A 25,744-nucleotide genomic window follows, 5' to 3' on the forward strand; every position below is an offset into this window, starting at 1 on the left:
AGATGACTTTTACTTTACTCCACTATATTTTGGGCAAACTCACCAAAATAGCAACTCTGTAATAATACACCAGTATTAATCTACCAGTGTATAGTCAATAGTCGAAACTACCCGCACCTGCTTGATATGTGGGTGATGATGGTCTCTACTCGAGATAGAAAACCGTCCCTGATTAGCCCGTTTTATTTTCCCTAAGGTACTGTTTGAGTCTTGCGCGAATTTCTCAGCAACCTCTCTGGCGTTGACTGTGGCTTCCTCTATCATTGCCGGCTTTACTTCATTTAAACGCGTAAATACATAGTCGGGCTGCGCTTGATAGTGTTGATTCGTTAGCACCACACCAGACTTTAATAAGCGACCTATCTGGCTCATGACTAAGCGCACATTTTCTACATCGTTTGAAAACACGGTAATGGTTTGCACTGCGCTATAACGAAATGGCGCCTTTTCTGTTTCTCCATATTGCTGAGCTAGCTTATCGGTAATGTCTGGCTTACCGATGGTAATTCCCTCTTTGGCAATACCGTTATTCTGTAAGAAGGTAGAGACTTTCATGCTGTTAGTTTCAATGTGGTTGTAGAGGGCGGGTAAATCATTGCCTGCATCTACAAATTGAATAGGCCAAATCACGCGATCAGCCACGTATTCACGTTCTGATAATCCTTTAACGGTAACTATCCTATCCCAGGTTTGCATGTCGTTTAAGGCCGAAGACACCTGTTGACCCAATACGCCAAGCGCACTCACCATGCCTATTGCCACCACCACTGCTGCACCTATTTTCATAATCCTCATTTCCATTTTTTATTGTTGGTAGTGTTAGCCTACGTTCCATTAAGGTCGATATTAGGGAGTAAAACAGCCGACATTATTGATACTTAACGATACATAGTGACCAATTGTGGCATTAAAGAGGTTGAATAAAAGGTGAAGGAATAGCGTTCGAGGGGCGCGAGGAGAACCAAGACAGCTTTTGAAAATACTAAACAGGAGGGCGCTCTGCATTCACCTATATTGTTTATTTTATGCCCCAATAGCTCTACATAAACCGAACAGTTATGTGACACAGTCTTTAGGGTGATTTTTCTTAAATAGTGAGACTAAGTAAAGTAAACGCTATTTATGAGACTTACAGCCTCACTAATACACGTTTAAATTTCAATTAGATGAAATAAATTAATCATCAATAGAGCATACACTCAAATTATGTAAATTTATTGCCGCATTTATATAAAATAACAATAGCTTATTAAGGTAAAAGTCCAGTTTCTTCAAATTAAGCTATCAGATCCTAACGACTACGAGACTCATTTTTTATGTGGATTATTTTTGCATTGCTCGCAACATGTTTTTTTGGTTTACGTGGGATCTTGTATCAATGGACATCGCAGAAAAACTTGAATCGGGATCTACTGTTATTTGGTGTGTTTTTTATTGGATTTATGATTAGTCTGGTCGGTGTACTGTTGTTAAATCAACGTTGGTATGGTTGGGCTGATGTGGCTGTTGGTCTGGGCCTAGGCTTTGGATCTTTTGCTGCGAATGCGCTTTTACACAAGGGATTTTCAGTAGGAAAAGCATCACTCATCAGCGTTCTGTCAGGATTGACTCCTTTATTTGTACTAATTTTTGCATTTTTAATATGGAAAGAGACGTTAACAGCTATTCAATTACTTGGATTTTTTATTATTTTTTGTGGTCTTTGTATTATTAGATATTCGTCGGATATCTCTGCAGATAACTTGAAAGGAGCACAATGGGGACTACTTGCTGCATTGTTCTTTACGTTTACTGATTTAATGGGAAACAATCCACACTCTTAGAGGCTGATGTTTTTGCTACTTTAACCTCTATGTTTGGATTCGGAAGTTTCCTTTTTGCCGTGACGTGGTTGGCAAAGCGTAAGAAATCTCTAGCTACTCAGTATTCAGTTACCACTAATTGGTCGGAAATAAAAACGTTCTCTTGCGGACTGATAGTTGGGGTGGCAAACGTAAGCGGTATGGTGGCAATAATATCCGCTTTTTCTATTGGTAATACTGGGCTAGTTTCTGCGATTTCAGGAATGAATATCTTACTTATTCTCCTTTATTCTCGTGTTGTTTTGAAAGAAACATTTAGCCGCCAAGAAGTGCTAGGGTTAACTGCTGCATTCGTCGGCCTCATGGTACTTAGATTAAGCTAAACCTTTTTCTATCAGTACCTTACGTCACAGTATTTTTAGTGAAGTGCAGTAAGGTATATTCAATAAATAACTAAAAATTATTATTACAGCCATGAAAACTCGCTTATTGCCTTCAACAGACTGATATATTAGTCGTTCCGAAAGGCCTACCACAAAAAAAGGCCACTTAAATAAGTGGCCTGAAGTGCCTCCAAAGTACGAGGAGGAGGCAACGCATGGGTAAACGGGAGCGTTAACCTTTACGTTTCAACAAGTAGTAAAAAACAGGCGTTAGGATTAAACCAAAAACAGTCACGCCAATCATGCCGGAGAAAACCGCTACTCCCATAGCTTGACGCATTTCAGAGCCCGCGCCGGTAGAAAGCACCATAGGTAACACGCCCATAATGAATGCAATAGACGTCATCAGTATGGGGCGAAGACGCAACTTACTGGCCTCTTTAATGGCTGATAGTGCATCCATGCCGTTGTCTTGTAGCTCTTTAGCAAATTCCACAATAAGAATGGCGTTTTTAGTAGCAAGCCCCACTAACACTATTAAGCCAATTTGGGTAAATATGTTGTTGTCGCCGCCGTATATCACCACGCCAATTAACGCACTTAGCAAGGTCATAGGAACAATTAATATAATAGCCAGTGGTAAGCGCAAGCTTTCATACTGCGCAGCCAAAACTAAAAACACCAACAGTACTACCAGCGGGAAGATAAAGGCTGACGCGTTACCTGCCAATATTTGCTGATACGTTAGCTCGGTCCATTCGTAGGTCATACCTAACGGCAGGGTTTCATCAAGAATTTGCTCGATAGCCGCTTTTGCCTGATCTGAACTGTAGCCCGGAGCCGGAGAACCATTGACTTCAGCAGTAACATAACCGTTGTAATGCATCACTCTGTCTGGCCCTGCACTATGTTCAATATTAAGGAACGAACCTAGCGGGATCATATCGCCTTTATCGTTTCGCACTTTAAACTGAGTGATGTTTTCAACGTCTTGGCGGTACTGGGCATCGGCCTGAACATTCACCTGATAGGTTCTACCGAACAAGTTGAAGTCGTTCACGTACACCGAGCCTAAATACGCCTGCATGGTGTCAAATAAGGTGCCAATATTTACCCCTTGGCTAACGGCTTTCTCGCGGTCTACATCCACATTTAACTGAGGTACATTAACCGTAAAGCTAGTGAAACTACCGGTTAGTGCAGGGTGCGCCCACGCTTTGCCAATCACCTCTTGCGTTACTTTTTCAAGTTCAGCAAAACCTAAGTTTCCTCTGTCTTGCACTTGCAGCCTAAACCCACCAATGGTGCCAAGCCCCATTACCGGTGGTGGCGGGAATATAGCCACATACGCCCCTTTAATAGAACCAAGTTGCTGGTTTAATTGCATCGCAATAGCACCGGCGGATAACTCTGGACTTTGGCGCTCACTAAAAGGCTTTAACGGCGTAAACAGCACACCGGAACTTGGGCTATTGGTGAAGCCATTAATATTCAAACCTGGAAACGCTACTGCATCAGAAACCCCAGGGTGCTCCATCGCAATTCGTGACATTTCACGTACCACTTCCTCGGTTCTATCTAGCGACGAGGCATTGGGAAGCTGAGCAAATGCAATAAGGTACTGCTTATCTTGCGGCGGTACATAACCGGTTGGCGTGTTAGCAAACTGGAAGTAGGTTAGGCCTAATAAACCGGCATAAAGCACCACTACCACACCGCTTTTGCGAATAAGCCCACCTACAGCGCCTGTGTATTTTTTGGCACCGCGATCGAACATTTTATTAAATGGCGTAAATACAAAACGGCCAAATAATTTATCCATACCACGGCTTAACCAATCTTTCGATTGCCCATGAGGCTTTAATAATAATGCCGACAGCGCTGGGCTTAGGGTTAGTGAATTAATGGCCGAAATAAAGGTAGAAATGGTAATAGTTAACGCAAACTGCTTATAAAATTGACCGGTTAAGCCACTCATAAAGGCAGTAGGGATAAATACCGCAGCCAATACCAAGGTAGTGGCAATAATAGGGCCTGTTACTTCTTTCATGGCTTGCACTGTAGCGTCGAATGGCGCTTTACCGTCGGCAATATTTCGCTCTACGTTTTCCACCACCACAATGGCATCATCAACCACAATCCCGATAGCGAGTACCAAGCCAAACAACGACAGCGCATTTAATGAAAAGCCCATCAATTGCATAAACGCAAAGGTACCTACCAACGAAATGGGAACGGCCACTAAAGGAATAATGGAAGCGCGCCACGTTTGTAAAAACAGTACAACAACCAAAACAACCAATAACACAGCTTCAAATAACGTATTCACCACCGCTTCAATTGAGCCGCGCACGAATACCGTGGGGTCGTAAACGATGTCGTATTCCAACCCTTCTGGAAACATTTTTTCTAGCTGAGCCATGCGCGCACGCACGTCATCAGAAATTTGAATGGCATTAGAACCTGGTGCCTGAAATATAGGTAATGCAGCCGCAGGATTGTTGTTTAACAGTGAACGCAAGGTGTAGTAATCGGCACCTAACTCAATTCGTGCTACATCTTTTAAACGGGTAATTTCACCATTATCCCCGGCTTTAATGATGATGTTTTCAAACTCACTTTCATCTTCTAGGCGACCGCGTACATTGATAAGCAGTTGAAACTCGCTGGTGCCCGTAGGCTGTGCACCTAGACTTCCTGCCGCAGCTTGTTGGTTTTGTTCGGAAATTACCGCCACCACATCGCCTGGGTTCATTTGCAGTGAGGCTAACTTGTTTGGATCTAGCCATACACGCATGCTGTATTCACCAGCACCAAATAAACGAACTTGCCCTACCCCTTCAACACGAGCGAGTTCATCTTTTACGAATTGGTCAGCATAGTTAGACAAATAGAGCATGTCGTAACGTTTATCAGGCGACGTTAAATGCACCACCATGGTTAAATTGGGTGACGATTTTTCGGTAACAATGCCTAAGCGCTGTACTTCCTGTGGCAATCGCGGTGTGGCGCGATTAACCCGGTTTTGAACCAGTGTAGTGGCATCATCAGGGTCGGTACCAATGGCAAACGTGATGGTAAGGGTCATACGCCCATCAGATGTAGCCTGCGAAGACATGTAAATCATATCTTCTACGCCGTTAATTTCCTGCTCTAAGGGGGTAGCAACGGTTTCAGCTATAACCTTGGGGTTAGCACCTGGATAGTTAGCCGTTACCACTACCGTAGGCGGCACAACTTCAGGGTATTCTGTAATAGGAAGCTGCCAAACAGCAATGGCCCCGCCAATGAAAATGAGCAGGCTTAGTACACCTGCAAAAATAGGGCGGCGAATGAAAAATTGCGAAAAGTTCATTAATTAATTCCAGTACCCGCTGCGCTACCAGTAAGGGTATCAGCGCTAGCCAAATTTGTTACGTTATCTACTCGTGCCTGCCAATTTTGTAGGCTTGCAAGAGCTTCTTTATCACCCATATCAACCTGGTTTGGCGCAACAACAGCACCTGGACGCACACGCTGAAGGCCATCGACTACAATGGTGTCGCCAGCTACTAAGCCATTTTGAATAATGCGCATACTACCCACTTTGTCACCCAAGGTAACCGCGCGATATTTCACCTTATTTTCGCTGTTTACCACCAACACAAATTTGTTGTTAAGGTCGGTACCTATCGCTTTTTCTTTAATGAGAATGCCTTGCTCGTTGGTATCACCCGCTAGTTTTAAATGGGTAAATAAACCCGGCATTAAACGACCATTTTCGTTATTGAATACAGCACGAACACGAAGGGTGCCGGTACTGCCATTCACTTGATTATCGACGAAATCGATTTGCCCCCAGTGGCCATAATCTTGCTCATTAGCAAGACGCATCGCAACCGCCTGGTCGTTTACCGTAGCGTCGGTTTTATCATCACTGCTAATGTAATTTAGGTAAGTTTGCTCATCAATATCGAAGTATGCGTAAAGCTGATGGGTAGATACGATGCTAGTAAGCTCTGACTGCCCTGCCGTTACATAGTTACCTTCGGTGATATTCGCGCGAGACACACGGCCAGAAATCGGCGCTTCAACTCGAGCAAAACCACGGTTCAAACGGGCAACTTCTAACGCCGCTTTCGTTTGGTTTATGCTAGCAAAAGCTTGATTCTTACCCGCTAAACGTTCGTCTAGCACTTCTTGCGAAACCGCTTGGGTTTTACGAAGCTTTACGACTCTGTCATAGCTTTGCACAGATAAGTCATAGCGGCTTTTTGCTTCTTCAAGTTGCGCGGTTAAACGCTCAACTTCTGCTTTAAAAGCGCGGTTATCAATAAGGAATAAGGTTTCGCCCTGCTCTACATATTCGCCTTCTTCAAAAGCAACAAATTCAATGTAGCCTGAAACGCGGGGGCGAAGCGATACCGTTTGCGGCGCTTCTAAACGGCCAGTAAAACTGTCCCACTCAGTTAAACGCTGCGAGACCACTGGCGCAACATCTACAGGAATGCCTGCATTAGCATGCATTTGCTGGCCAGGATCCGTGTCGTCGCTGCCACATGCGGCGACAAGTGCTGTTAGGCTTAATATTGCCAAAAATCGAGTTAAAGTCGTCATTGCAAGTGTCTCTAAAAGTTTGAAGGCCTGCATTATGCACATCGCAATACAATAAGAATAATTATATTTTCGTATGCAACACATCATAAAATGATATATATTAAAAAGTATGAAATTTAAGCTATTTCGCCCAAGGTGTTACATGAAAGTTGGCACCACGACATGAAGCAAAAAAGTGTTGTGATAATAGCTAGACGCGCCGTATAGAGATAAACTGAAGCGATAAAAAGTGATGGGTTCACCGCGTGTTTACGGAGTATTTCCTTACCTCGGCCTTGAACCAGAACCCAGGTACAGAACTAATTTACGAATAACGGGAGAGACTGATGCGTCCACATGATTTAAATTTATTGATGATATTTGATGCCATCATGACAGAAGGCGCGATTACCCGTGCTGCTGATAGGTTGTCGATGACCCAGCCAGCAGTTTCAAACGCCCTTTCTCGCATGCGTACCGCATGGAAAGACGAGTTATTCGTAAAGGATGGTCGTGGTATTCAACCCACCTCTTTTGCCACAAACCTGTGGAGCCAAATTCAAGGCCCATTAGGACAGCTTGAAGTTGCCGTAAGTCCTGCGGAATTTGACCCTGCAACGGCGAAACGTACCTTTCGTATATCGGCCACCGACAGCATTGTTGCTATGGTGTGGGGGCCGCTACGTAAGGTAATTGAAAATGAAGCGCCAGGTATTAATATTCATGCGATCCCCAGTTACGATTTAGGCACTGATAAGGTATTGAAAGACGCTGAGGCCGAACTAACCTTTTCTAAATACCATCAACCTGATGCGGTGATACGTTCCGAGCACGTGTTAGATCCTAGTTGGGTAGTGGTGATGCGTCCCGATCACCCGCTAGCGAAAGCACAGCTCACGCTAGAAGACTTTATTGCTGCAGATCACCTGTTAGTGTCGGTAACGGGTGATGTCACCGGCCCTACCGATCAGGTATTGGCTAACATGGGGTTAAAACGCCGAATTGCCATGTCGGTCAATCAGTTCTACAACGCTACGCCGCTGCTAAAAGAAAGCAACTTAATATGTGTTGCACCGTCACTGGTTGTCGAGAAGGAAATCTTCTCTGGTGAGCTCGCGGTGTTTGAAACCCCTGTTGAAATTAAAGGCCTGCCAATGTCTGTTATGTGGCACAAACGCCAAGACTTAGATGCAGGCTTACAGTGGTTGCGTAAGTTAGTGGTGAAGTTCATTCGTGAGCGTGTAGAACGCCATGAAATGCTGCTATCTCAATGCTGCCGTAAAGCCTATTGCGCCGAAACCGTAAAGCGCATCTTGACACAACGTAATAGAGAAAATAACGATATGACGTCAACTGGTGTTCCGCAAACGGAGGTGTTGGAAGCTGATTGTGCGGTAAACGATGAAATCAGCAAGGTAAAAGCATAGGTTCAGCTGCTGATTTCAACGTTATTATTAGTGCAGTATAGGGTTTCTACCAATTATACATAGTGCCATCTTCAAGTCGGTTCACAGGTAAGTAAGCCGGCTTGTAGGGATACTTGGCCGCGAGCGACTCATCAATATCTACACCATGTCCGGGCTTTTCACCCACCTTCATAAACCCCTCTTCGAAACGATAGTCATGGGGGAATACAGCGTCGGTTTCTTCGGTATGACGCATGTATTCTTGAATACCAAAATTAGGAACCCAGGTATCAAAATGTACCGCAGCTCCCATGGTAATTGGACTTAAGTCGGTAGCACCATGGAATCCAGTGCGAATATGGTAAAGCTCGGCTAAATGCGCAATTCTGCGCAAGTGTGAAATTCCGCCAGCGTGTACAATTGTAGTGCGAATGTAATCGATTAATTGTTCACTAATAAGCTGTTGGCAGTCATGAATTGAGGAGAATACCTCCCCAACGGCAATTGGGGTAGTGGTATGTTGTCGGAATAACCTAAACCCTTCTTGCAGTTCAGCGGGAACGGCGTCTTCTAGCCAAAACAACTTGTAAGGTTCTAGAGACTTACCTAATTGAGCCGCCTCTAGCGGTGTGCAACGGTGATGGGCATCGTGTAACAAATGGTGATCGTATCCATAAGTATCACGCAATGTCTCAAATAATTTAGGGACGCTGTTTAGGTACTTACTGGTAGACCAAATATTTTCCGACGGTAAATTAGCGTCAGCGGGTTCATAAAACAGTTTATCTTTGGAAACACCATACGTGCTACTAAGGCCAGGAACACCTGTTTGCGCACGAATGGCTTTATAACCCATATCAATATACCTGCCCACTTCCTCGACGGTTTCTTCAATGGTGTTGCCATTTGCATGGCCATAGACCATTACCCCATCACGGCTGCGGCCGCCGAGTAATTGATACAATGGCATATTAGCCGCTTTCGCTTTAATGTCCCATAGTGCGACGTCAATTGCCGCGATGGCTGTCATTCCAACAGGCCCTCTGCGCCAGTACGCTCCTCTATAGAAGTACTGCCAAATATCCTCTATACGGCTAGCATCTTTACCTAACAAACAAGGTATTAAATGATCTTCAAGGTAACTAACAACCGCGAGTTCACGACCATTTAACGTAGCATCACCAATTCCATAAATCCCTTCATCGGTAACAATTTTTAACGTCACAAAGTTACGACTGGGGCAAGTAACAATCACTTTTGCTTCAATTATTTTCATACGAGTACCTTTAAGCATTAACGTGCACCAATCTAGGGGAGAGTAACTTGAAGTTACTAAGGTAAACCTTTAAATTGGTCTGGACTATTAACTCTAGAGTATAATCGGCTTGACCAATTTACAAGATCAATTTTCATCCGTTGACAATACAGGTGCTAAACGTCTGTATTTGCAAATTGCGGACAAACTCGCTCAACTTATTAGTGATGGAACAATAAAACCTGGCGAACGCTTGCCAGCAGAGCGTGAATTAGCCAGCCGCTATGATGTGAGCAGACAAACCGTACGCGAGGCATTAATTGCACTAGAAGTGTCAGGCATTGTTGCAATACGCCCTAGTTCTGGCATTTACGTATTAAAGAAATCAACCCTAAGCCCCGCCCTAATTACCGAAGATGCCCCTGGCCCTTTAGAAATTATGGAAGCGAGACGGCTACTCGAAGGGCAAGCGTGCGAAATGGCGGCTTCACGTATCAGCAACGAGGAACTACGTAAGCTTCAAGCTTATATCGAACACATGTCGGTGTTAGTTGGTAAGCAAGATTTAACCGGGGCAGAACAGTTTGATAGTAGGTTTCACCGGTTAATTGCGCACGCAACACGAAACAGTGCTATTTACACTATGGTTGATTGGCTGTGGACCTTGCGAGATTCATCTGAAATTAGTCGTCTCTTTGCTGAAAAAATGCGAAGACATGGCGCCAACCCCAACATTGAAGCCCATCAGGCTATATACGAAAATTTATGTAGGCGCGACGGAGATGGAGCAAGGCAAGCAATGGAAAGCCATCTCAAACACGTAGAAGACATGTTTATAATTATGATTGGAGATGCTTAGTTTGGACAGTCCAATTTGACATTGGTCTGCAATGTTGATATTTCTGTGCGTCCAGATTTCGATAACGCAGAGCATTGTCATGAAAAAAGATTTTAAATGTATGGTGGCTTTATTGGCCGTTACATTGTCGTTATGTTGGCAAACACCGTCTTTCGCCAACCAGCAACCCGTCGATTTGGTTTATCCTTTTGCCGATACGGCAAACAGTCGCTGGTTTTTCTTTGACTCTGCATCGTTACCTTTTGGTATGGTTAACTTAAACCCTGATACAGAAACGGGCGGCGCATGGGGAAGCGGTTATCGCTACAATTCCAGCGAAGTAAAAGGTTTTAGCCATGTTCACGCGTGGCAGCTTGCAGGCTTGTCAGTTATGCCCGTATCAACCAAGCTCCCCATTACACAATTAAAATCGGACTACTATTCTGCGTTTAATCACAATGATGAAATTGTAAAACCTGGGTTTCATCAGCTACAGTTATCCCGCTATAACATCGATGTAAAATTAACGGCCACAACACGGGTGGGATTTCACAGTTATCAATTCGCTAACAGCGAAAACCAGCAGGTTTTGTTTAATTTAGGTGGGCAACTGGGCCCTAGTCATCTTGGCCATGCTGAAGCGCATAAGGTTTCACAGACGTCTATTAATGGCTATATAACGAATTTACCCACTTACCGTCGATCCCGTCCAACCAAAGTCTTTTTTCACGTTGAATTCAGCCGTCCTATTGAGGATATGGATAGTTGGCGCGGCGAGCACCATTTTGAAAAAGTAGATTTTATTAATGGCATAGACGCAGGCCTACTGGTCAATATATCACCGTCAAAACAACCGCTGCTAATGAAAGTAGGGATATCCTACGTGTCAGAAGAAAATGCAAAATCGAACATTGATATTGAACTCCCACACTGGGAATTCGATAAAGTGAAAGAAGACGCTTTTGCAATTTGGAATCAACAGCTGAGTAAAATTTCGGTGTCTGGTGGAACCCGCCAGCAGCAGCGCAGATTCTACACTGATCTTTGGCACGCATTACAGGGGCGACGCATCATTTCTGATGCCAATGGTCAGTATATGGATCAAACTTCTAGTACCCCCAGAGTGAAACAGATACCGCTTTTAGACAGTGGAGAGCCCTTGTTTAATCACTACAATTCAGACTCTTTCTGGGGAGCTCAATGGACAATATCAACGTTGTGGCCACTTGCCTATCCAAAAATTGCTTCAGAAATGACAAATAGCTTACTCAACTATTACAAAGACGGCGGTATGATTGCACGTGGTCCATCAGGCGGAAATTACACCTATGTGATGACAGGCGCGTCTTCCACCCCTTTTATCGTGTCAAATTATATGAAAGGCATTCAAGACTTTGATGTTGAACTTGCCTATGAAGGACTCAAGAAGAACCACAGCACTGCTGGCATGATGGCAAAAGCGGGTTACGAGCATTACACCAATACTGGCGGCGGCATGCGCTTTTATGAGAATGATGGCTATGTTCCATTCCCACTTCCTACAGGCGAAAGTATGTATGGTAATCACAAACGTGGCCCAGGAATGACGCTGGAATACGCTTTTCAGGATCATGCTCTAGCACAATTAGCCGGTGCACTAGGCTATAACGACGACTATGAAATGTACGCTAAGCGCTCAAAAAATTACCGTCACGTATTCGATGCAAGTAGCGGTTATATGAGACCAAGAAATCCAGATGGTTCGTGGCAAACCCCTTTCGATCCATTTCAATATGAAAATGGATTCGTTGAATCTAACCCAGCACAAGGTACGTGGAATGTGGCGCATGACATTGATGGCCTCGCGTCCTTAATGGGCGGAAAAACAACGCTGATTGAAAGGCTCGACAACGCCTTTAACGAGGCTGAAAAGCAAGGATTTACTGCAGGTAACGCACATGCAGATGAAGCGAAAGACGAGTATAGAAGAATTCCTATTAACTATGGTAATCAACCAAGTATGCAAACCGCATTCATTTTTAGCGCTGCCGGCGCACCTTGGAAGACCCAATATTGGTCGCGAAAAGTCGTCAATAAAGTCTACTCTGATTTGTCACCACAGCGTGGTTACAGTGGTGACGAAGACCAAGGACTAATGGGTAGTTTGGCCGTACTGATGAAAATTGGACTTTTCCAGCTTACCGGGGGGGTAGAAAAGGATCCTATTTATTATATTGGTAGCCCTCTTTTTGACACTATTACCATAACGTTGGATGACCACTATTACACCGGAAAAACCTTTACTATTCGAACACGTAACAACAGTGCAGACAATGTATATGTCAGCGCCATAACACTGAACGGCAAGCCATTGACTCGCACCTATCTGCTCCATAGTGAAATAGTTAACGGTGGAACACTTGTTCTAGATATGTCTGACCGACCCAATAAGCAGCTTCACTAAATGTCGAAATCTTGCCTGTTATTCGATAATGACGGTACGTTGGTAGACAGTGAGTATCTTTGTAATTTAGGTATTGCCCACGCGTTTCTTGAACTCGACGTAACACTAGATGCAGATGACTTGGTAAAACACTATCGCGGTATGAAACTGTCTGAAATAATGGCATCTATTTCACGGCAGTATTCTGTAGAATTGCCTGACGATTTTATCTCGTCTTATCGTAAGCGTGTTGCGTCTTTGTTCGATAAGCACTTAACACCTATTGAAGGTGTCGTTTACGCACTTGACCACCTCCCTCATCGAAAAGCCGTAGTATCTAATGGCCCACGGCAGAAAATTGAGCATGCCCTAAATGTTTGCCAACTTCGCGGTTACTTTAACGACAACATTTTTAGTGCCTACGACATAGGCTACTACAAACCCAATCCTCAGATATACCTTGATGTGGCCGCTATGATGAAGGTATCGCCTAATCAATGTGTGGTTATTGAAGACAGTAAAGTGGGCGCAGAGGCGGGTAGCCGCGCTGGGATTACTACCCTGTTTTATAATCGCTACAATGAAACGCTTTCATTACCCCACGTGACCAGCTTTAACGACATGAAACAATTGCCTAAAATGATTGCTAACATAAGTTAGTATTCACTTACTATCATTCACACTGTTAAGCAAAAAAACCAGTCAGGAGAAACTGACTGGCTTTTAATAAATGATAAATGCCCGGGTTTTACTTCATAGTAGGCATCGTAAAGTGATTGATGTTTTGCTGACCTTTGGGCCAACGTGCCGTCACCGTTTTCATTTTAGTGTAAAAACGAACGCCATCTGGCCCGTGCATATTTAGTGGGCCAAAAATAGATCTTTTCCAACCACCAAAGCTATGGAACGCCATTGGCACTGGTATAGGTACATTAACGCCTACCATACCCACCTGCACTTTGTGACAGTAAGCGTGGGCTGCTTCTCCATTTGCAGTGAAAATAGAGGTGCCATTACCATATTCATGACGGTTAACCAGTGCTAGCGCTTCTTCAAAACTACTCACTCGAACAACGCTGAGTACTGGCCCAAATATTTCTTCATTATAAATACGCATTTTAGGGGTCACGTTATCAAACAGTGTCGGCCCCACAAAATAGCCTTTTTCACATCCAGACACGCGATAGTTTCGGCCATCAGCAACTAGTGTGGCCCCTTCTTCCACACCATCTGAGATATACTCTTGCACCTTAGCGGCGTGTTCCCGGCTGATTAGCGGCCCCATATGAGGTTCGTCACCTTCACCTAAACCTGGGCCTACTCGCATTTGCGCTATTTCTTGCTGCAATTGTGCAATTAATGCATCTGCGGCTTCGTCACCCACACACACAGCAACTGAAATTGCCATACAGCGCTCGCCGGCTGAACCATACGCCGCGCCCATCAGTGCACCGCTAACCAAGTCAAGATCGGCATCGGGCATTACAACCAAGTGATTTTTTGCGCCACCTAATGCTTGTACTCGCTTACCGTGCTGATTTCCCACATTGTAAACATATTCAGCAATGGGGGTTGAGCCGACAAAGCTAATAGCATCAACATCTTCATCTGTAATTAGTACGTCGACCGATGTTTTGTCACCGTTGACGACATTGAATACGCCATCGGGTAAACCGGCCTCGGTAAGTAATTCGGCAATTCTTAATATAGTACTGGGGTCTTTTTCTGACGGCTTCATGACAAATGTATTTCCGCAGGCAATCGCTACAGGAAACATCCAAAGTGGTACCATCGCAGGAAAATTAAAAGGGGAAATGCCGGCACAAACACCTACAGGCTGCATTAGACTAAAACTGTCTACGCCTCGCCCCACATTCATCGACTGCTCACCTTTGAGTAAATGTGGAATGCCGCAGGCAAATTCCACCACCTCGATACCCCGCGTTAACTCACCTTGAGCATCAGAGAACACTTTGCCGTGCTCTTTGGTAATTAAGGTAGCAAGTTCATCTTTGTGCGTTTCTAACAACGCCTTAAACTTGAACATAACTCGGGCTCTGTTTAGCGGAGTTACTTCACTCCATGTCACAAACGCCTGCTTAGCGGCAGTAATGGCCGCTTGGGTTTCTTCAACTGTAGATAGGCTTACTTTTCTGATTACCTCACCTGTGGCCGGATCGTAAACTGAATTATCGCGATCACTTGTGCTGTCGACCCGCTCACCATTTATATAATTACCTAACGTTTGCATATCTCTACCTTTTAAACCTAGATCCTGAAGAATTAGTACGGTTGTTTAACTTGCTGCTGTGTATAGTTTTCATGCGCATCAGCAACAGCTTTTCTTTTAGACGTTTGGGGTATTGCGACATCCCACCAACTGCCATTGTCGGTGCTGATATGTGGGTCTGTATTAATCGCGATTAACGTGCTGGTGGTATTACTCTTAGCTTTGGTTAACGCTGCTTCTAATTCACCTAATGAGTGAACATGTTCGGCATTCGCGCCCATTGAACGAGCATGTTGAGCGAAATCAATTTGCATCAACTCAGGCGCACCTTCACAGTCGTCCAATAAATTGTTGAACGGTGCATTACCCGTTCCTTGCTGCAATCGGTGGATACAACCAAAACCTCGGTTGTCTAACAAAATGACGATAATCTTTTGCTTAAGCATCACAGATGTTGCTAATTCGGCATTAAGCATCATGTATGAGCCATCACCAACCACCACTATGACGTCATTGTTTGGCTTGGCTAATTTAACGCCTAAACCGCCCGCTATTTCATACCCCATGCAAGAAAAACCATACTCTACGTGATAACTACCGGGTCCTTCTGCTCGCCATAGTTTGTGAAGTTCGCCGGGTAATCCACCTGCTGCACACACAATCGTATCGCCAGCATTTGAACCGCGCTTTACCGCCCCTAATACTTGCGCATCGGATGGTAAACCTTGGGTGTCTGAAGTCACATCTTCATAATGCTGCTGCCACTTTATATTGAGTACTTGGGCTTTTTCCAACCATGTTGTTGGCGCCGACCATTGCGCTAGCGCGCTATGCAGCTGTGTTAACGTTTGCGTCGCATCACCTACCAAAGACACCGCATCGTGTTTATTGGCATCGAAAGCGCCTATGTTTAATTGAAGTAAGACTGTATTGTCGCGGTTCCAAAGGGTTCGAGATGACGTGGTGAAATCTTGTAGCCGAGTGCCTATCGCAATAATTAAATCTGCTTCAGCGGCAATTTTATTTGCAGCTTCACTTCCTGTCACACCTACCCCACCCAATGCACAAGGATGTTGCCAAGATAGGCAGCCTTTACCCGCTTGGGTTTCTGCAACCGGAATCTGATGAGTTTCAGCAAATTCTGATAGGGCTGCTGCTGCGCCAGAATACAGCACTCCACCACCGGCAATAATTAACGGCTTTTGCGATTTCTTTATCGCAGACACGGCTTGTTCAACTTCAAAAAGCTCAGCCAAAGGCTGACGAATTCTATGCACTCTTTTAGTGAACAATGAGACTGGGTAATCGAATGCCTCTGCCTGAACATCTTGCGGAAATGCCAAAGTAACGGGCCCACAATTCACCGGGTCGAGCAGTGTTTGCATGGCCACCGGTAAACTATTAATAAGCTGTTCGGGTCGATTAATACGATCGAAATAGCGACTTACCGGTTTAAAACAATCATTCACTGAAATATTCGGGTCACTGAAGTGCTCAATTTGTTGTAAAACAGGATCAGGTTTACGGTTCGCAAAGTTGTCGCCCGGCACAAATAACACCGGTAAACGATTTGCGTGAGCAAGCCCAGCGGCGGTCACCATATTGGTTGCGCCGGGCCCAATTGATGACGTACACATCATCATTCTTCGACGGTTATTAGCTTTTGCATACGCAATTGCGGCATGCGCCATGCCTTGTTCGTTATGCGCTCGGTATGTTGGAAAAGTCGCTTTGTTGTCGTGTAGTGCTTCACCTAGGCCAGCCACGTTCCCATGACCAAAAATAGCAAAGGCTCCGGCAAATATAGGGAACTCTTCGTGATCAATTACAATGTACTGCTGTGTAAGAAATGCCAACATTGCTTGCGCAGCAGTGTATCTAATGGTCTTCATCTAAATGTCCTTACGCGTGTTCCATGCTGAGACTAAAGTAAGATAGTTTTCAGCTACCACCTTCATCAGCACCTCGTCATCGATTTTTCCCGCCAACCAGTCTTTGCTGGGTGCGGAAAATATAGAGCGGCCTACTGCAAAGCCTTTACATAGCGGATATTTAGCACTATTAGAAAACCCTTCTATAAGTGCATCAATTGGCGCATCTAAACCTAAAAGAATGATGCCTCTACAATGTGGCGAACGCTTATTCACCAGGTCACTAATGCGCTTCCATGCGGCAGGCGAAGGGGGAGGCAGCTTCCACCAATCGGGCCTTACATTGAGGTCGTAAATCATTTCCATTGCCCTTACGACAGACGTATCGTCAGCGGGAATATCACTAGGCGGAATTATTTCTAGTAGCAGTTCATGACCACTTTGACAACACGCGGCATAAAGCTCTTCAATCTGCTTAGATTGTGCTTCCCACATGGCAGCGTCGTCATCTGGATGCATAAACACTAAACATTTAACGATATGCTCCTGAGGCCAACTGACCAAGCGAGAGCCTATAGAACGCCCGCCTTCTAGCTCGATAGGACGGGAACCCGGCACTTCCACTGGACGCCCGACCCACCAGCGTTTTCCGGTAACAGCGTTCAATGCATCTTGACCGAAGGTATCGTCTATCAAAACCCCCACTTGATTATTACCTTGTACGCCAGTCTGCTCTAACGCCTGTAAAATAAGCGCTTTTAGGGTTTTTATTTTTGACAAATCGGCACCCGCTTCATTTGCCATTTCGACAAATTGTTTACGATGGTCGAATGCTAAAATACATAAGTCTTGCCACTGCGAAGTTTGACGCGTGGTAACCCTATGTAAATAGTTAAGCTCTGGATGAATATCGGGGCGCTCAATGGAATGTTGATTGGCAATGTAATAGTCAAGCTCGTCAGCCGAAGGAATGGCGGGGGCACAACCATGGCGAGATACCACAAGTGCGCCAGCGGCGTTGCCGTAGGCACATGCTTTTTTAAACCCTTCTTCACGCAACCATCCTCTCAAGAAACCAGACATGAAAGCGTCGCCCGCACCAAGCACATTAAGGACATCAACCCTCACCCCTGGTGCAAAAAAAGCATCATCAATGTGGGGGGGAATGGCGTCATCGAAAATAGAACATCCTTTCTCACCGCGCTTTAGCACGATGGTGGCGTCAGTAAGTTGCCTCACGTTTTGAAGTGCTGCTAATGTATCTGTGACACCACCAGCAATATGTATTTCTTCTTCCGTACCAACAATTAAATCGCACAGTGGAATAATAGACTGTAAATGCTCAGAAACGCTGCTATTGGAGACAAATCGATTGTCGCCTTCACCTGGGCGGGTTAACCCCCAAAGTACCGGTCGGTAGTCAACATCCAAAATAACTTTAGTATTGTTTTTTCGTGCATATTCAATTGCTTTACGAGCAACAGCATCAACATGGGGAGTTGAAAAATGTGTTCCGGTAATCAATAAAGCCTTTGCTGATGCAATATACTGCTCATCAAAATCACTGATATCTACTGCCATATCGGCGCAATCAGCACGATAAAATAGTAACGGAAATTCTTCCTTACTTTTTATTGATAAAATGGCCAACGCTGTGAGACGCTGTTTATCGGTAACAACGTGGCTTGTGTCTACGCCAACTCGGTCTAATTCTTCACGAATGAATTGCCCAAACTGCTCATCGCCTACACGGGTAAGCATAGAAGATTTCAATCCTAAGCGGGCTGCACCAAAGCAAATATTGCACGAAGAACCACCCAGAGATTTTGCAAACGTAGAGATATCTTGAAGGCGGTTACCGATTTGCTGTCCGTACAGATCCACAGACGCTCTACCTAGGCAGATCAGATCTAATGTTTTAGCATCTTGCATTGATACAGGTACTCTCAATTGATTGGATAATTAACTTTCTAAAAACAAAATAGAACAAATATTCCAATTTATCAACACTGGAATATTTATTCCTTACATGCTAAATTTAGAACACCTAGTATGAAATTATGATGACACCATCAAACCAATGGCAGAAGATCAGTTAACGTTAGAACACCGAATCGAACAGGAATTTGCTTCGTTGAGCAATCGGCTTCAGCAAGTTGCTCGGTTTATCTTAGATAATCCTAATAGTATTGCCTTTGGGACTGCGGCCAGTATCGCAGAAGCTGCGGGGGTACATGGTTCTACGCTAGTACGATTCGCCCATGCGTTCGATTTCGAAGGTTTTAGCGACATGCAGCAGGTCTTCAAACATAAGCTCATTTCTTCCACTCCTACCTATGAATCTCGAGTGCAATCGGTATTAGATGCGCCAGAAACCCATGATGACCAGTGTGGGCTGAGTTGGCTTAAAAAAATTACAGCGGCAAACGAGGCTGCACAAAAAAGTGCGTTAGATAAGATTGACCCTGAAGCCTTAAACTTAGCCATAGTAGAACTACAAAAGGCAAGTATTATTCATGTACAAGGGGTAAGACGTGCGTTCCCCATTGCGAGTTACTTCAGCTATGTACTTGGAAATTTAGGTTATCGAGCACACCTTCTCGACAGTGTGGGGCAAATGGACAGAGCCCAATGTGGATTAATGACAAAAGACGACGCGTTATTTGCTATTAGTTTCGCACCTTATGCCCCTGAAACAATCGAAACGGTCACTCAAGCCAAATCAAAAGGCGTAAAAATAATTGCCTTAACCGATAGTGTATTGAGCCCTATGGTAGAACTTGCTGATGTATGCATAAAAGTTAAAGAAGCGGAGATCCACTCATTTCGTTCGCTTAATAGCAGCTTTAATATTATTCAAGCATTAATGCTTGGTCTTATTCACCACCCATCTCAAACCTGATAGGAATTGGCATGTCTCATTTACATATACGCCCTAAAGAAGCCGGCGCAGACAAACGTATTATTAATATAACCCCAGAATCGGCGAACTGGCAGTTTGTTGGTTTTGAGGTGGTGATGCTTGAAGCTGATGATACCCTGGTGGTCAACACCCAAAATACTGAGCTTTGTGCAGTGATTATCTCTGGAGTCGCAGACGTTACGACACAAGAGCAATTGTTTAGTAATATCGGCCATAGAGCTTCAGCATTTGATGGTATAGCCCCTTACGCCGTTTATGTTCCACCAAAACAGGAATTGACGATAAACGCGCTAACCTCATTAGAGGTAGCCCTTTGCCGTGCCCCCGCAAAGGGCCTTTACCCTGTAAAGCTTATTACGCCTCAAGATTGTGTCACGATGACAAGGGGAAGTGGCACTAATTTACGTCACATTCGCAATATAATGATGGACAATGTAGATGCAGAACGTTTACTGATCACTGAAGTCATCACCCCCAGTGGTCATTGGTCAAGCTATCCACCTCATAAACATGACACCGACGCAATACCACAAGAGAGTGCATTAGAAGAAACGTATTATCACAAGCTTAACCCTAAACAAGGCTTTGCTTTTCAACGGGTTTATACCGACGATAGAAGCATTGATGAAACCATTAGTGTAGAGCATAACAGCGTTGTTACCGTTCCTAAAGGGTATCACCCAGTCGGAACTCCGCATGGATACGAGCTGTATTATCTAAACGTAATGGCGGGCCCAAAAAGAGAATGGATCTTTCATAATGATCCCGATCACGCTTGGATTGTTAACCAGTAAACAAAGTGGTTGATTCTCGAATAACAAGGTCACAATGAAAGGTCTCATTGCTGTCGCTGATATTCACACTACTATTAGCGCCAGCATGCTTGTGCTTTAAACGGCCAATTAAAAACGTAGCTGCGCGATACCCAATGCTGGTTAGTGGGTGGCGCATAGTAGTAATATTAGGCCATACTTTTGTTACGATGGGCGTATCATCGATACTGGCTATTGAAAGCTGCTTAGGTACGCTAATCCCGCGACTTTGCGCTGTATACAATACACCAACGGCCATCTCGTCATTCGATGCAAATATTGCCGATGGTGGAGTGTTTCTGTTGAGTAACACGGAAGCGGCATCTACCCCTGACTGATACGTGTAGTAGCCCTGGACAATAAGTGACTCATCCACTTTTAAGTTTGCGTCTGCGAACGCCATTCTATAGCCTTGCTCACAACGCTGGCTGGTGTACTGGTCTGGATGGCCTAAAATAAAGCCTATATCGCGATGCTTTAAGTGCAACAGGTAACTTGTCATATCGTAGGCCGCTTTTACAGCGTCCATATCAACAAAATCCCCTCGCGTTTTGTCTTTAGCTCCTATTTGAACGTAACTGATATTTTTGCGATCTAACATATCCAATAATTCAGGTTTATCGCTCAAGGGAGGAGCTAGAATAAGACCATCTGCCAAGGTATTATCAATAAATGATTCTATCTCTTCAACCAGTGTGGGAGAGCGATAGCTGCAGTCATATAAAAACACCCCCATTTGCTCTTCTCTACAGCCTTTCATAATTCCCTTCTGTAAGTTCATTATGTAGCCAGGGCTGGGGTTATCTGCTAGCAACGCGATAAAAAACGAACGGTTCTTAGCTAAGGCCATTCCTAATGGATTACGTTTGAAGCCGAGATGGTCAATAGCCTCCTGCACTTTTTGACGCATTTCATCTTTAACGTTCGCTTCTTTATTAATAACGCGAGACACCGTTTTTTTTGAAACTCCAGCATGTAGAGCTACATCCTTTATAGTAACCGAACGCATAAGTTTTAAGTTATATTCCTATTTTAATTTCGAGCTATATCGCTAAAGCCTAAACATTAACGACAATGACGTTTCGATTGAGAGCTATTTACTCTTACGATTAAACGAAAATGAAAGTAGCGCTGATAAGCATTGTTACCTTACCTTCAATTTTACACAAGGCTAAAGTGTGCACCTCGACTATATTTCATTGTCCCCTCACGAAACACCGATGACCGTTCACTTTACCTTTGCGCCAACCGTGTTTTACGTACCTATCTAACTGGCCACACCATATTGGAATAACACAGCGTTTGTAAGACGCAAAGCAGAACCTACTGGTACCGCCTTATTATTGCACTATATTTGACACCGGTGTCAAATATCTTTATAACACACACTTATCGTTAAATTTACTGTTTACTGACTTTCCTACTTTTTCAAAGTGAAAGCCAATGAACCAATAAATAAAAGTTTTGGAGACTCTATGGCCAGCACGTTAACTATGCACCCTGACCGCCTCTTTTCATCGAATAAGATTGAGCGAGATATCGCAAGAAATCTATACCAACACGTTGAAAAATTGCCAATAGTTAGCCCTCATGGACACACTGATCCTGCTTGGTTTGCTGAGAACAAAAACTTTTCAAACCCTACTGAATTACTCATTCACCCCGACCATTATGTGTTTAGAATGCTGTATAGCCAGGGGGTGGATTTAGACCAATTGGGCATTCCTAGAAAAGATGGCAGCCATGCCAACGCCGACCCCGAAAAAGCTTGGCAAATTTTCGCCGATCACTATCACCTATTTCAAGGCACGCCTTCACGGATATGGTTAGACTATGTATTTGTGAATACTTTCAATATTACCGAAAAACTAAACAGTAGCACAGCTTCGCACTACTATCAGGTCATTAACGATGCCCTTCAAACCGAAGCTTTCAAGCCAAGAAGCTTATTCGATCGTTATAATATTGAAGTCATTGCCACAACAGAATGTGCGACTGATAACCTTAAACACCACCAGAAAATAAAAAACAGTGATTGGTCAGGCAAGGTTATTACCGCTTTTAGACCCGATGCAGTGGTAGATCCTGAGCATGAAAAATTCAATGCCAAATTAGTTCAGCTCAGCGAATTAACTAATTTAGATTGTCAAGAGTATTCACAGTATTTGGATGCACTTCGCCAACGCCGTCTATTTTTCAAGGAGATGGGCGCTACATCAACGGATCATGGTCACCCAACTGCTGCAACAGCCAATCTAAGCGATGAACAAGCAAGCGTACTATTTCAAAAAGTACAAGACACCCCAACCGCTGACGATGCCGAGCTTTTCCGCGCCCACATGTTAGTGAAAATGGCAGAGATGTCATTGGATGACGGACTCGTTATGCAGATACATCCTGGCTCTCATCGAAATCATAACCAGCAACTCTTTGCACACTATGGGAGAGATAAAGGCGCGGACATTCCAGCCAACACAGAGTATGTAAATGCGTTAAAACCACTTCTTAGCAAATTCGGTAACAACACTGATCTGAGTATCATTCTGTTTACTCTTGATGAAACAGTGTACAGCCGTGAGTTAGCACCATTAGCTGGCCACTACCCAAGTTTAAAGCTGGGCCCGGCATGGTGGTTCCATGATAGTCCAGAAGGTATGATGCGCTTTAGGCGCTCAGTAACCGAAACGGCGGGGTTTTATAACACGGTAGGCTTTAACGACGACACCCGTGCGTTTTTGTCTATTCCAGCAAGACATGATGTTGCGCGACGCATGGACTGCACCTATTTAGCTGAATTGGTTGCACGACACATGTTAGATGAATCAGAAGCCGTGACATTGGCCAAAGATTTAGCCTACAACCTAGCGAAGGAAGCATACAAACTGTGAGGGAAACAATGGCTACGAACAGACTTAACGACGCACTACTCACCACGCTAGATATAGATAACTATCGTAGTAAAAATGCCCCGATTAGTATTGTGCATCTAGGTATTGGTGCCTTCCATCGCGCGCACCAAGCCTGGTATACCGACAATGTTAACCTAACGAGCAAGAGCGCTCCATGGTATATCGCGGGGGTATCTTTGCGTAGCGCCAGTGTCCGCGAACAACTTGCCCCACAAGATGGGCTTTATCACGTTATTGAGTCGGACAAAAACGGAAAATCTGCAACGCTTATACAAGCTGTAAAGCAACTACTTGTCGCCCCAGAAAACCCTGAAGCTGTACTCACTTTAATGACGAAGCCTGACACTAAAATTGTCTCGTTAACCGTAACAGAGAAAGGATATTGCCACGACCCCGCGACCAATAAACTAGACTTCAGCAATCCAATTATTGTGCATGATTTAGAAAACCTAGATAAGCCTAAATCGGCAATAGGCTTTATTGCATCAAGCTTGCAGAAAAGATTCACTTCTCATGGACAAGGGCTCACAGTGTTGTGCTGCGATAACTTACCGCAAAATGGGACAACGTTAAAAGGTTTAATTTGCGAATTTGCTGAACAACTGGATCCCAATTTAGTGGCATGGATAAAGCTTCATGTTTCGTTTCCAAATAGCATGGTAGATAGAATTGTGCCTGCTACTACCCCCCAGGATATTGAAGACTTTCAGCAAGACGGTATCCAGGATTTGGGCCTAGTGAAATCAGAACGGTTTAGCCAATGGGTGATTGAAGATAACTTTGTGGCCGGTCGACCAGCGTGGGAAGACGTTGGTGTTACCCTTGTTGAAGATGTGGAACCTTTTGAAAACGCTAAGTTGAGATTACTTAACGGTGCTCATTCTGCTTTAGCATACATTGGCTTCCTTAGCGGTTATCAGCACGTGCATGAAGTCATGGCCGATGAGTATTTAACAAAGTACTTAAAGCATGTGATGCACAATGAGATCATGCCTACATTATCCGCCCCACCCGGCTTAGATTTAACGCAGTACATCAATGATCTATTGGAAAGATTTCGCAACCCCGTGCTACATCACAGTACGTATCAAATCGCGATGGATGGCTCACAAAAACTGCCTCAACGCCTTCTTAATACCGTTATTGATAGGATTGCAAGCCAGGAGTCAATTGAAGGCTTGAGCTTTGCGATAGCAAGTTGGCTGCGCTATACCATGGCATTTGATCAAAAAGGCGACACCATTGAAGTACAAGATCCTTTAGCCGATACGCTGCTAATTATTCGCCAACAACATTGGGATCATATTGATGAATTAATTCGCCAATATCTTGATGTCAGTAGCGTGTTCCCAGCAAGCCTATCGCAATCCGATATTTTCAGTCAGCGCGTCACGTATTGGTTAAGTTATATTTTGGCGAATGGCGTGCAAACCGCACTACAAAGCCTGCTACTGGAAGTACAAGATTACAGTATCAAACCGTTAGGAGCGCTATCATGATTAATGTTACCGTTTGGAACGAATGTCGGCATGAAAAAGAAGATGAAGACGTTCAAGAAGTATACCCAGAAACCATTGGTGGCTGTATTGTTGACGCGCTTAAACCCTTTGGTTTTAATTTAACGTTGTCCACGTTAGATGATCCTCATCAAGGTTGGCCTGATGAGCTGATCGAAAAAACTGACGTGGCCATTTGGTGGGGCCACCGGTATCACGATGAGCTCGATGACGCCATTATTGATAAACTACAAGCCCGTGTGCTCGCCGGAATGGGGTTAATTGTTTTGCACAGTGGTCACCACAGCAAGATATTCAAACGCTTAATGGGAACAAGTTGTAACTTGAGTTGGCGAGAAGCCGATGGCGGAGAACGTGAACGGGTTTGGTGTTTGAAGCCCTCTCACCCAATCGCCTTTAATATTCCACCTCAAGTGGAGCTACCGCAATCGGAAATGTACGGTGAGCCTTTTGATATTCCTGAGCCCGATGAATTGGTTTTCACCTCATGGTATCAAGGGGGTGAGATACTAAGAAGTGGCTGCACATTTCAACGTGGAAGAGGGCGTATATTCTTTTTCTCGCCAGGCCATGAAACGTTCCCCATTTACCGAAATCCAACCATTATTCAGATTTTAGCCAATGCGGTCGCTTGGGCACAGCAACCCCACGAAAGTGGCTGGACAATGCAAAATTGGGGGCGCCCAGTTCCGTTAGAAACAGGAGCCCCGAAGCAAACTTACTTCAAGAAGCCACGTAAATTAATGATTGCCGAAAAAACCGAAAAGAAAAATAGCCAGCGCTAACGCTGGCTTATACCTT

Annotated in this window: 19 protein-coding genes; 11 read left to right on the plus strand and 8 right to left on the minus strand. The window is 44.3% G+C overall.

The window, feature by feature from the left end:
* Positions 1-75 precede the first annotated feature (75 nt).
* The gene (locus FLAVO9R_RS15265; protein WP_159532682.1) at positions 76-786 is read right to left on the minus strand and encodes an SIMPL domain-containing protein; all 711 of its coding nucleotides are present in this window, start codon (positions 784-786) and stop codon (positions 76-78) included.
* Positions 787-1,316: 530 nt separating this feature from the next.
* On the opposite strand from FLAVO9R_RS15265, the gene FLAVO9R_RS20490 reads away from it, so the two are divergent.
* Together FLAVO9R_RS20490 and FLAVO9R_RS20495 are read left to right on the plus strand one after the other, a co-directional pair.
* On the plus strand, positions 1,317-1,823 hold the full coding sequence (locus FLAVO9R_RS20490; protein WP_232370669.1) for a DMT family transporter: 507 nt from the start codon (positions 1,317-1,319) through the stop codon (positions 1,821-1,823).
* Positions 1,824-1,852: 29 nt separating this feature from the next.
* Positions 1,853-2,185, plus strand: coding sequence for an EamA family transporter (locus FLAVO9R_RS20495; RefSeq protein ID WP_232370670.1), 333 nt, complete (start codon positions 1,853-1,855; stop codon positions 2,183-2,185).
* A gap of 232 nt (positions 2,186-2,417) precedes the next feature.
* Here FLAVO9R_RS20495 and FLAVO9R_RS15275 read toward each other — a convergent pair whose 3' ends face one another.
* Both FLAVO9R_RS15275 and FLAVO9R_RS15280 read right to left on the minus strand, forming a co-directional pair.
* Positions 2,418-5,540 carry an efflux RND transporter permease subunit gene (locus tag FLAVO9R_RS15275; protein WP_159532684.1) on the minus strand — a complete coding sequence of 1,041 codons (3,123 nt, stop codon included), beginning with the start codon at positions 5,538-5,540 and terminating at the stop codon, positions 2,418-2,420.
* Positions 5,540-6,781, minus strand: coding sequence for an efflux RND transporter periplasmic adaptor subunit (locus FLAVO9R_RS15280; RefSeq protein WP_159532686.1), 1,242 nt, complete (start codon positions 6,779-6,781; stop codon positions 5,540-5,542). The genes FLAVO9R_RS15275 and FLAVO9R_RS15280 overlap by 1 nt, the downstream gene beginning before the upstream one ends.
* A 326-nt stretch (positions 6,782-7,107) precedes the next feature.
* Here FLAVO9R_RS15280 and FLAVO9R_RS15285 point away from each other — a divergent pair, with 326 nt between their 5' ends.
* Positions 7,108-8,187 carry a LysR family transcriptional regulator gene (locus FLAVO9R_RS15285; RefSeq protein ID WP_232370671.1) on the plus strand — a complete coding sequence of 360 codons (1,080 nt, stop codon included), beginning with the start codon at positions 7,108-7,110 and terminating at the stop codon, positions 8,185-8,187.
* Positions 8,188-8,233: 46 nt separating this feature from the next.
* On the opposite strand, the gene manD is transcribed toward FLAVO9R_RS15285, so the two are convergent.
* Positions 8,234-9,442: a D-mannonate dehydratase ManD gene (gene manD / locus FLAVO9R_RS15290; RefSeq protein WP_159532688.1), complete on the minus strand. Its 1,209-nt coding sequence runs from the start codon at positions 9,440-9,442 to the stop codon at positions 8,234-8,236.
* A 109-nt stretch (positions 9,443-9,551) separates the two neighbouring features.
* Here manD and FLAVO9R_RS15295 point away from each other — a divergent pair, with 109 nt between their 5' ends.
* The 3 genes from FLAVO9R_RS15295 (at position 9,552) to FLAVO9R_RS15305 (ending at position 13,341) form a co-directional block, all read left to right on the plus strand.
* Entirely contained in the window at positions 9,552-10,280 is a 729-nt protein-coding gene (locus tag FLAVO9R_RS15295; RefSeq protein ID WP_159532690.1) for a FadR/GntR family transcriptional regulator, read from the plus strand.
* 79 nt (positions 10,281-10,359) lie between these two features.
* Positions 10,360-12,702: a GH92 family glycosyl hydrolase gene (locus FLAVO9R_RS15300; protein ID WP_159532692.1), complete on the plus strand. Its 2,343-nt coding sequence runs from the start codon at positions 10,360-10,362 to the stop codon at positions 12,700-12,702.
* Entirely contained in the window at positions 12,703-13,341 is a 639-nt protein-coding gene (locus tag FLAVO9R_RS15305; protein WP_159532694.1) for an HAD-IA family hydrolase, read from the plus strand. It begins immediately after the preceding gene.
* 88 nt (positions 13,342-13,429) lie between these two features.
* Here the strand turns inward: FLAVO9R_RS15305 and FLAVO9R_RS15310 are convergent, their stop codons facing one another.
* The 3 genes from FLAVO9R_RS15310 to FLAVO9R_RS15320 are packed head-to-tail and all read right to left on the minus strand — an operon-like array spanning position 13,430 to position 18,714.
* A complete protein-coding gene (locus FLAVO9R_RS15310; RefSeq protein WP_159532696.1) occupies positions 13,430-14,932 on the minus strand; it encodes a CoA-acylating methylmalonate-semialdehyde dehydrogenase in 1,503 nt (500 codons plus the stop codon).
* Between the two features lie 32 nt (positions 14,933-14,964).
* On the minus strand, positions 14,965-16,803 hold the full coding sequence (iolD, locus tag FLAVO9R_RS15315) for a 3D-(3,5/4)-trihydroxycyclohexane-1,2-dione acylhydrolase (decyclizing) (protein ID WP_159532698.1): 1,839 nt from the start codon (positions 16,801-16,803) through the stop codon (positions 14,965-14,967).
* Positions 16,804-18,714, minus strand: a complete 1,911-nt coding sequence (locus tag FLAVO9R_RS15320; RefSeq protein WP_159532700.1) for a bifunctional 5-dehydro-2-deoxygluconokinase/5-dehydro-2-deoxyphosphogluconate aldolase — start codon at positions 18,712-18,714, stop codon at positions 16,804-16,806.
* Positions 18,715-18,862: 148 nt separating this feature from the next.
* Between FLAVO9R_RS15320 and FLAVO9R_RS15325 the strand changes: the two genes are divergently transcribed.
* The gene (locus tag FLAVO9R_RS15325) at positions 18,863-19,684 is read left to right on the plus strand and encodes a MurR/RpiR family transcriptional regulator (RefSeq protein ID WP_159532702.1); all 822 of its coding nucleotides are present in this window, start codon (positions 18,863-18,865) and stop codon (positions 19,682-19,684) included.
* Positions 19,685-19,695: 11 nt separating this feature from the next.
* Positions 19,696-20,499 carry a 5-deoxy-glucuronate isomerase gene (gene iolB, locus FLAVO9R_RS15330; RefSeq protein ID WP_159532704.1) on the plus strand — a complete coding sequence of 268 codons (804 nt, stop codon included), beginning with the start codon at positions 19,696-19,698 and terminating at the stop codon, positions 20,497-20,499.
* On the opposite strand, the gene FLAVO9R_RS15335 is transcribed toward iolB, so the two are convergent.
* Positions 20,489-21,526, minus strand: coding sequence for a LacI family DNA-binding transcriptional regulator (locus FLAVO9R_RS15335; protein ID WP_159532706.1), 1,038 nt, complete (start codon positions 21,524-21,526; stop codon positions 20,489-20,491). The two genes, iolB and FLAVO9R_RS15335, sit on opposite strands and share 11 nt — an antisense overlap.
* A gap of 466 nt (positions 21,527-21,992) precedes the next feature.
* Between FLAVO9R_RS15335 and uxaC the strand changes: the two genes are divergently transcribed.
* From uxaC to FLAVO9R_RS15350, 3 genes are read left to right on the plus strand one after another with little or no spacing between them, the layout of a single operon-like run.
* Positions 21,993-23,405: a glucuronate isomerase gene (uxaC, locus tag FLAVO9R_RS15340; protein WP_159532708.1), complete on the plus strand. Its 1,413-nt coding sequence runs from the start codon at positions 21,993-21,995 to the stop codon at positions 23,403-23,405.
* Positions 23,406-23,413: 8 nt separating this feature from the next.
* Positions 23,414-24,925: a mannitol dehydrogenase family protein gene (locus FLAVO9R_RS15345; RefSeq protein ID WP_159532710.1), complete on the plus strand. Its 1,512-nt coding sequence runs from the start codon at positions 23,414-23,416 to the stop codon at positions 24,923-24,925.
* Positions 24,922-25,728 (plus strand): ThuA domain-containing protein, encoded by an 807-nt coding sequence (locus FLAVO9R_RS15350; protein ID WP_201299276.1) that lies wholly within the window; start codon positions 24,922-24,924, stop codon positions 25,726-25,728. Before FLAVO9R_RS15345 ends, FLAVO9R_RS15350 begins: the two co-directional genes overlap by 4 nt.
* Positions 25,729-25,744 lie beyond the last annotated feature (16 nt).

This window comes from Alteromonas sp. 38 (genome assembly GCF_902506055.1).
GTDB lineage: Bacteria > Pseudomonadota > Gammaproteobacteria > Enterobacterales > Alteromonadaceae > Alteromonas > Alteromonas lipotrueae.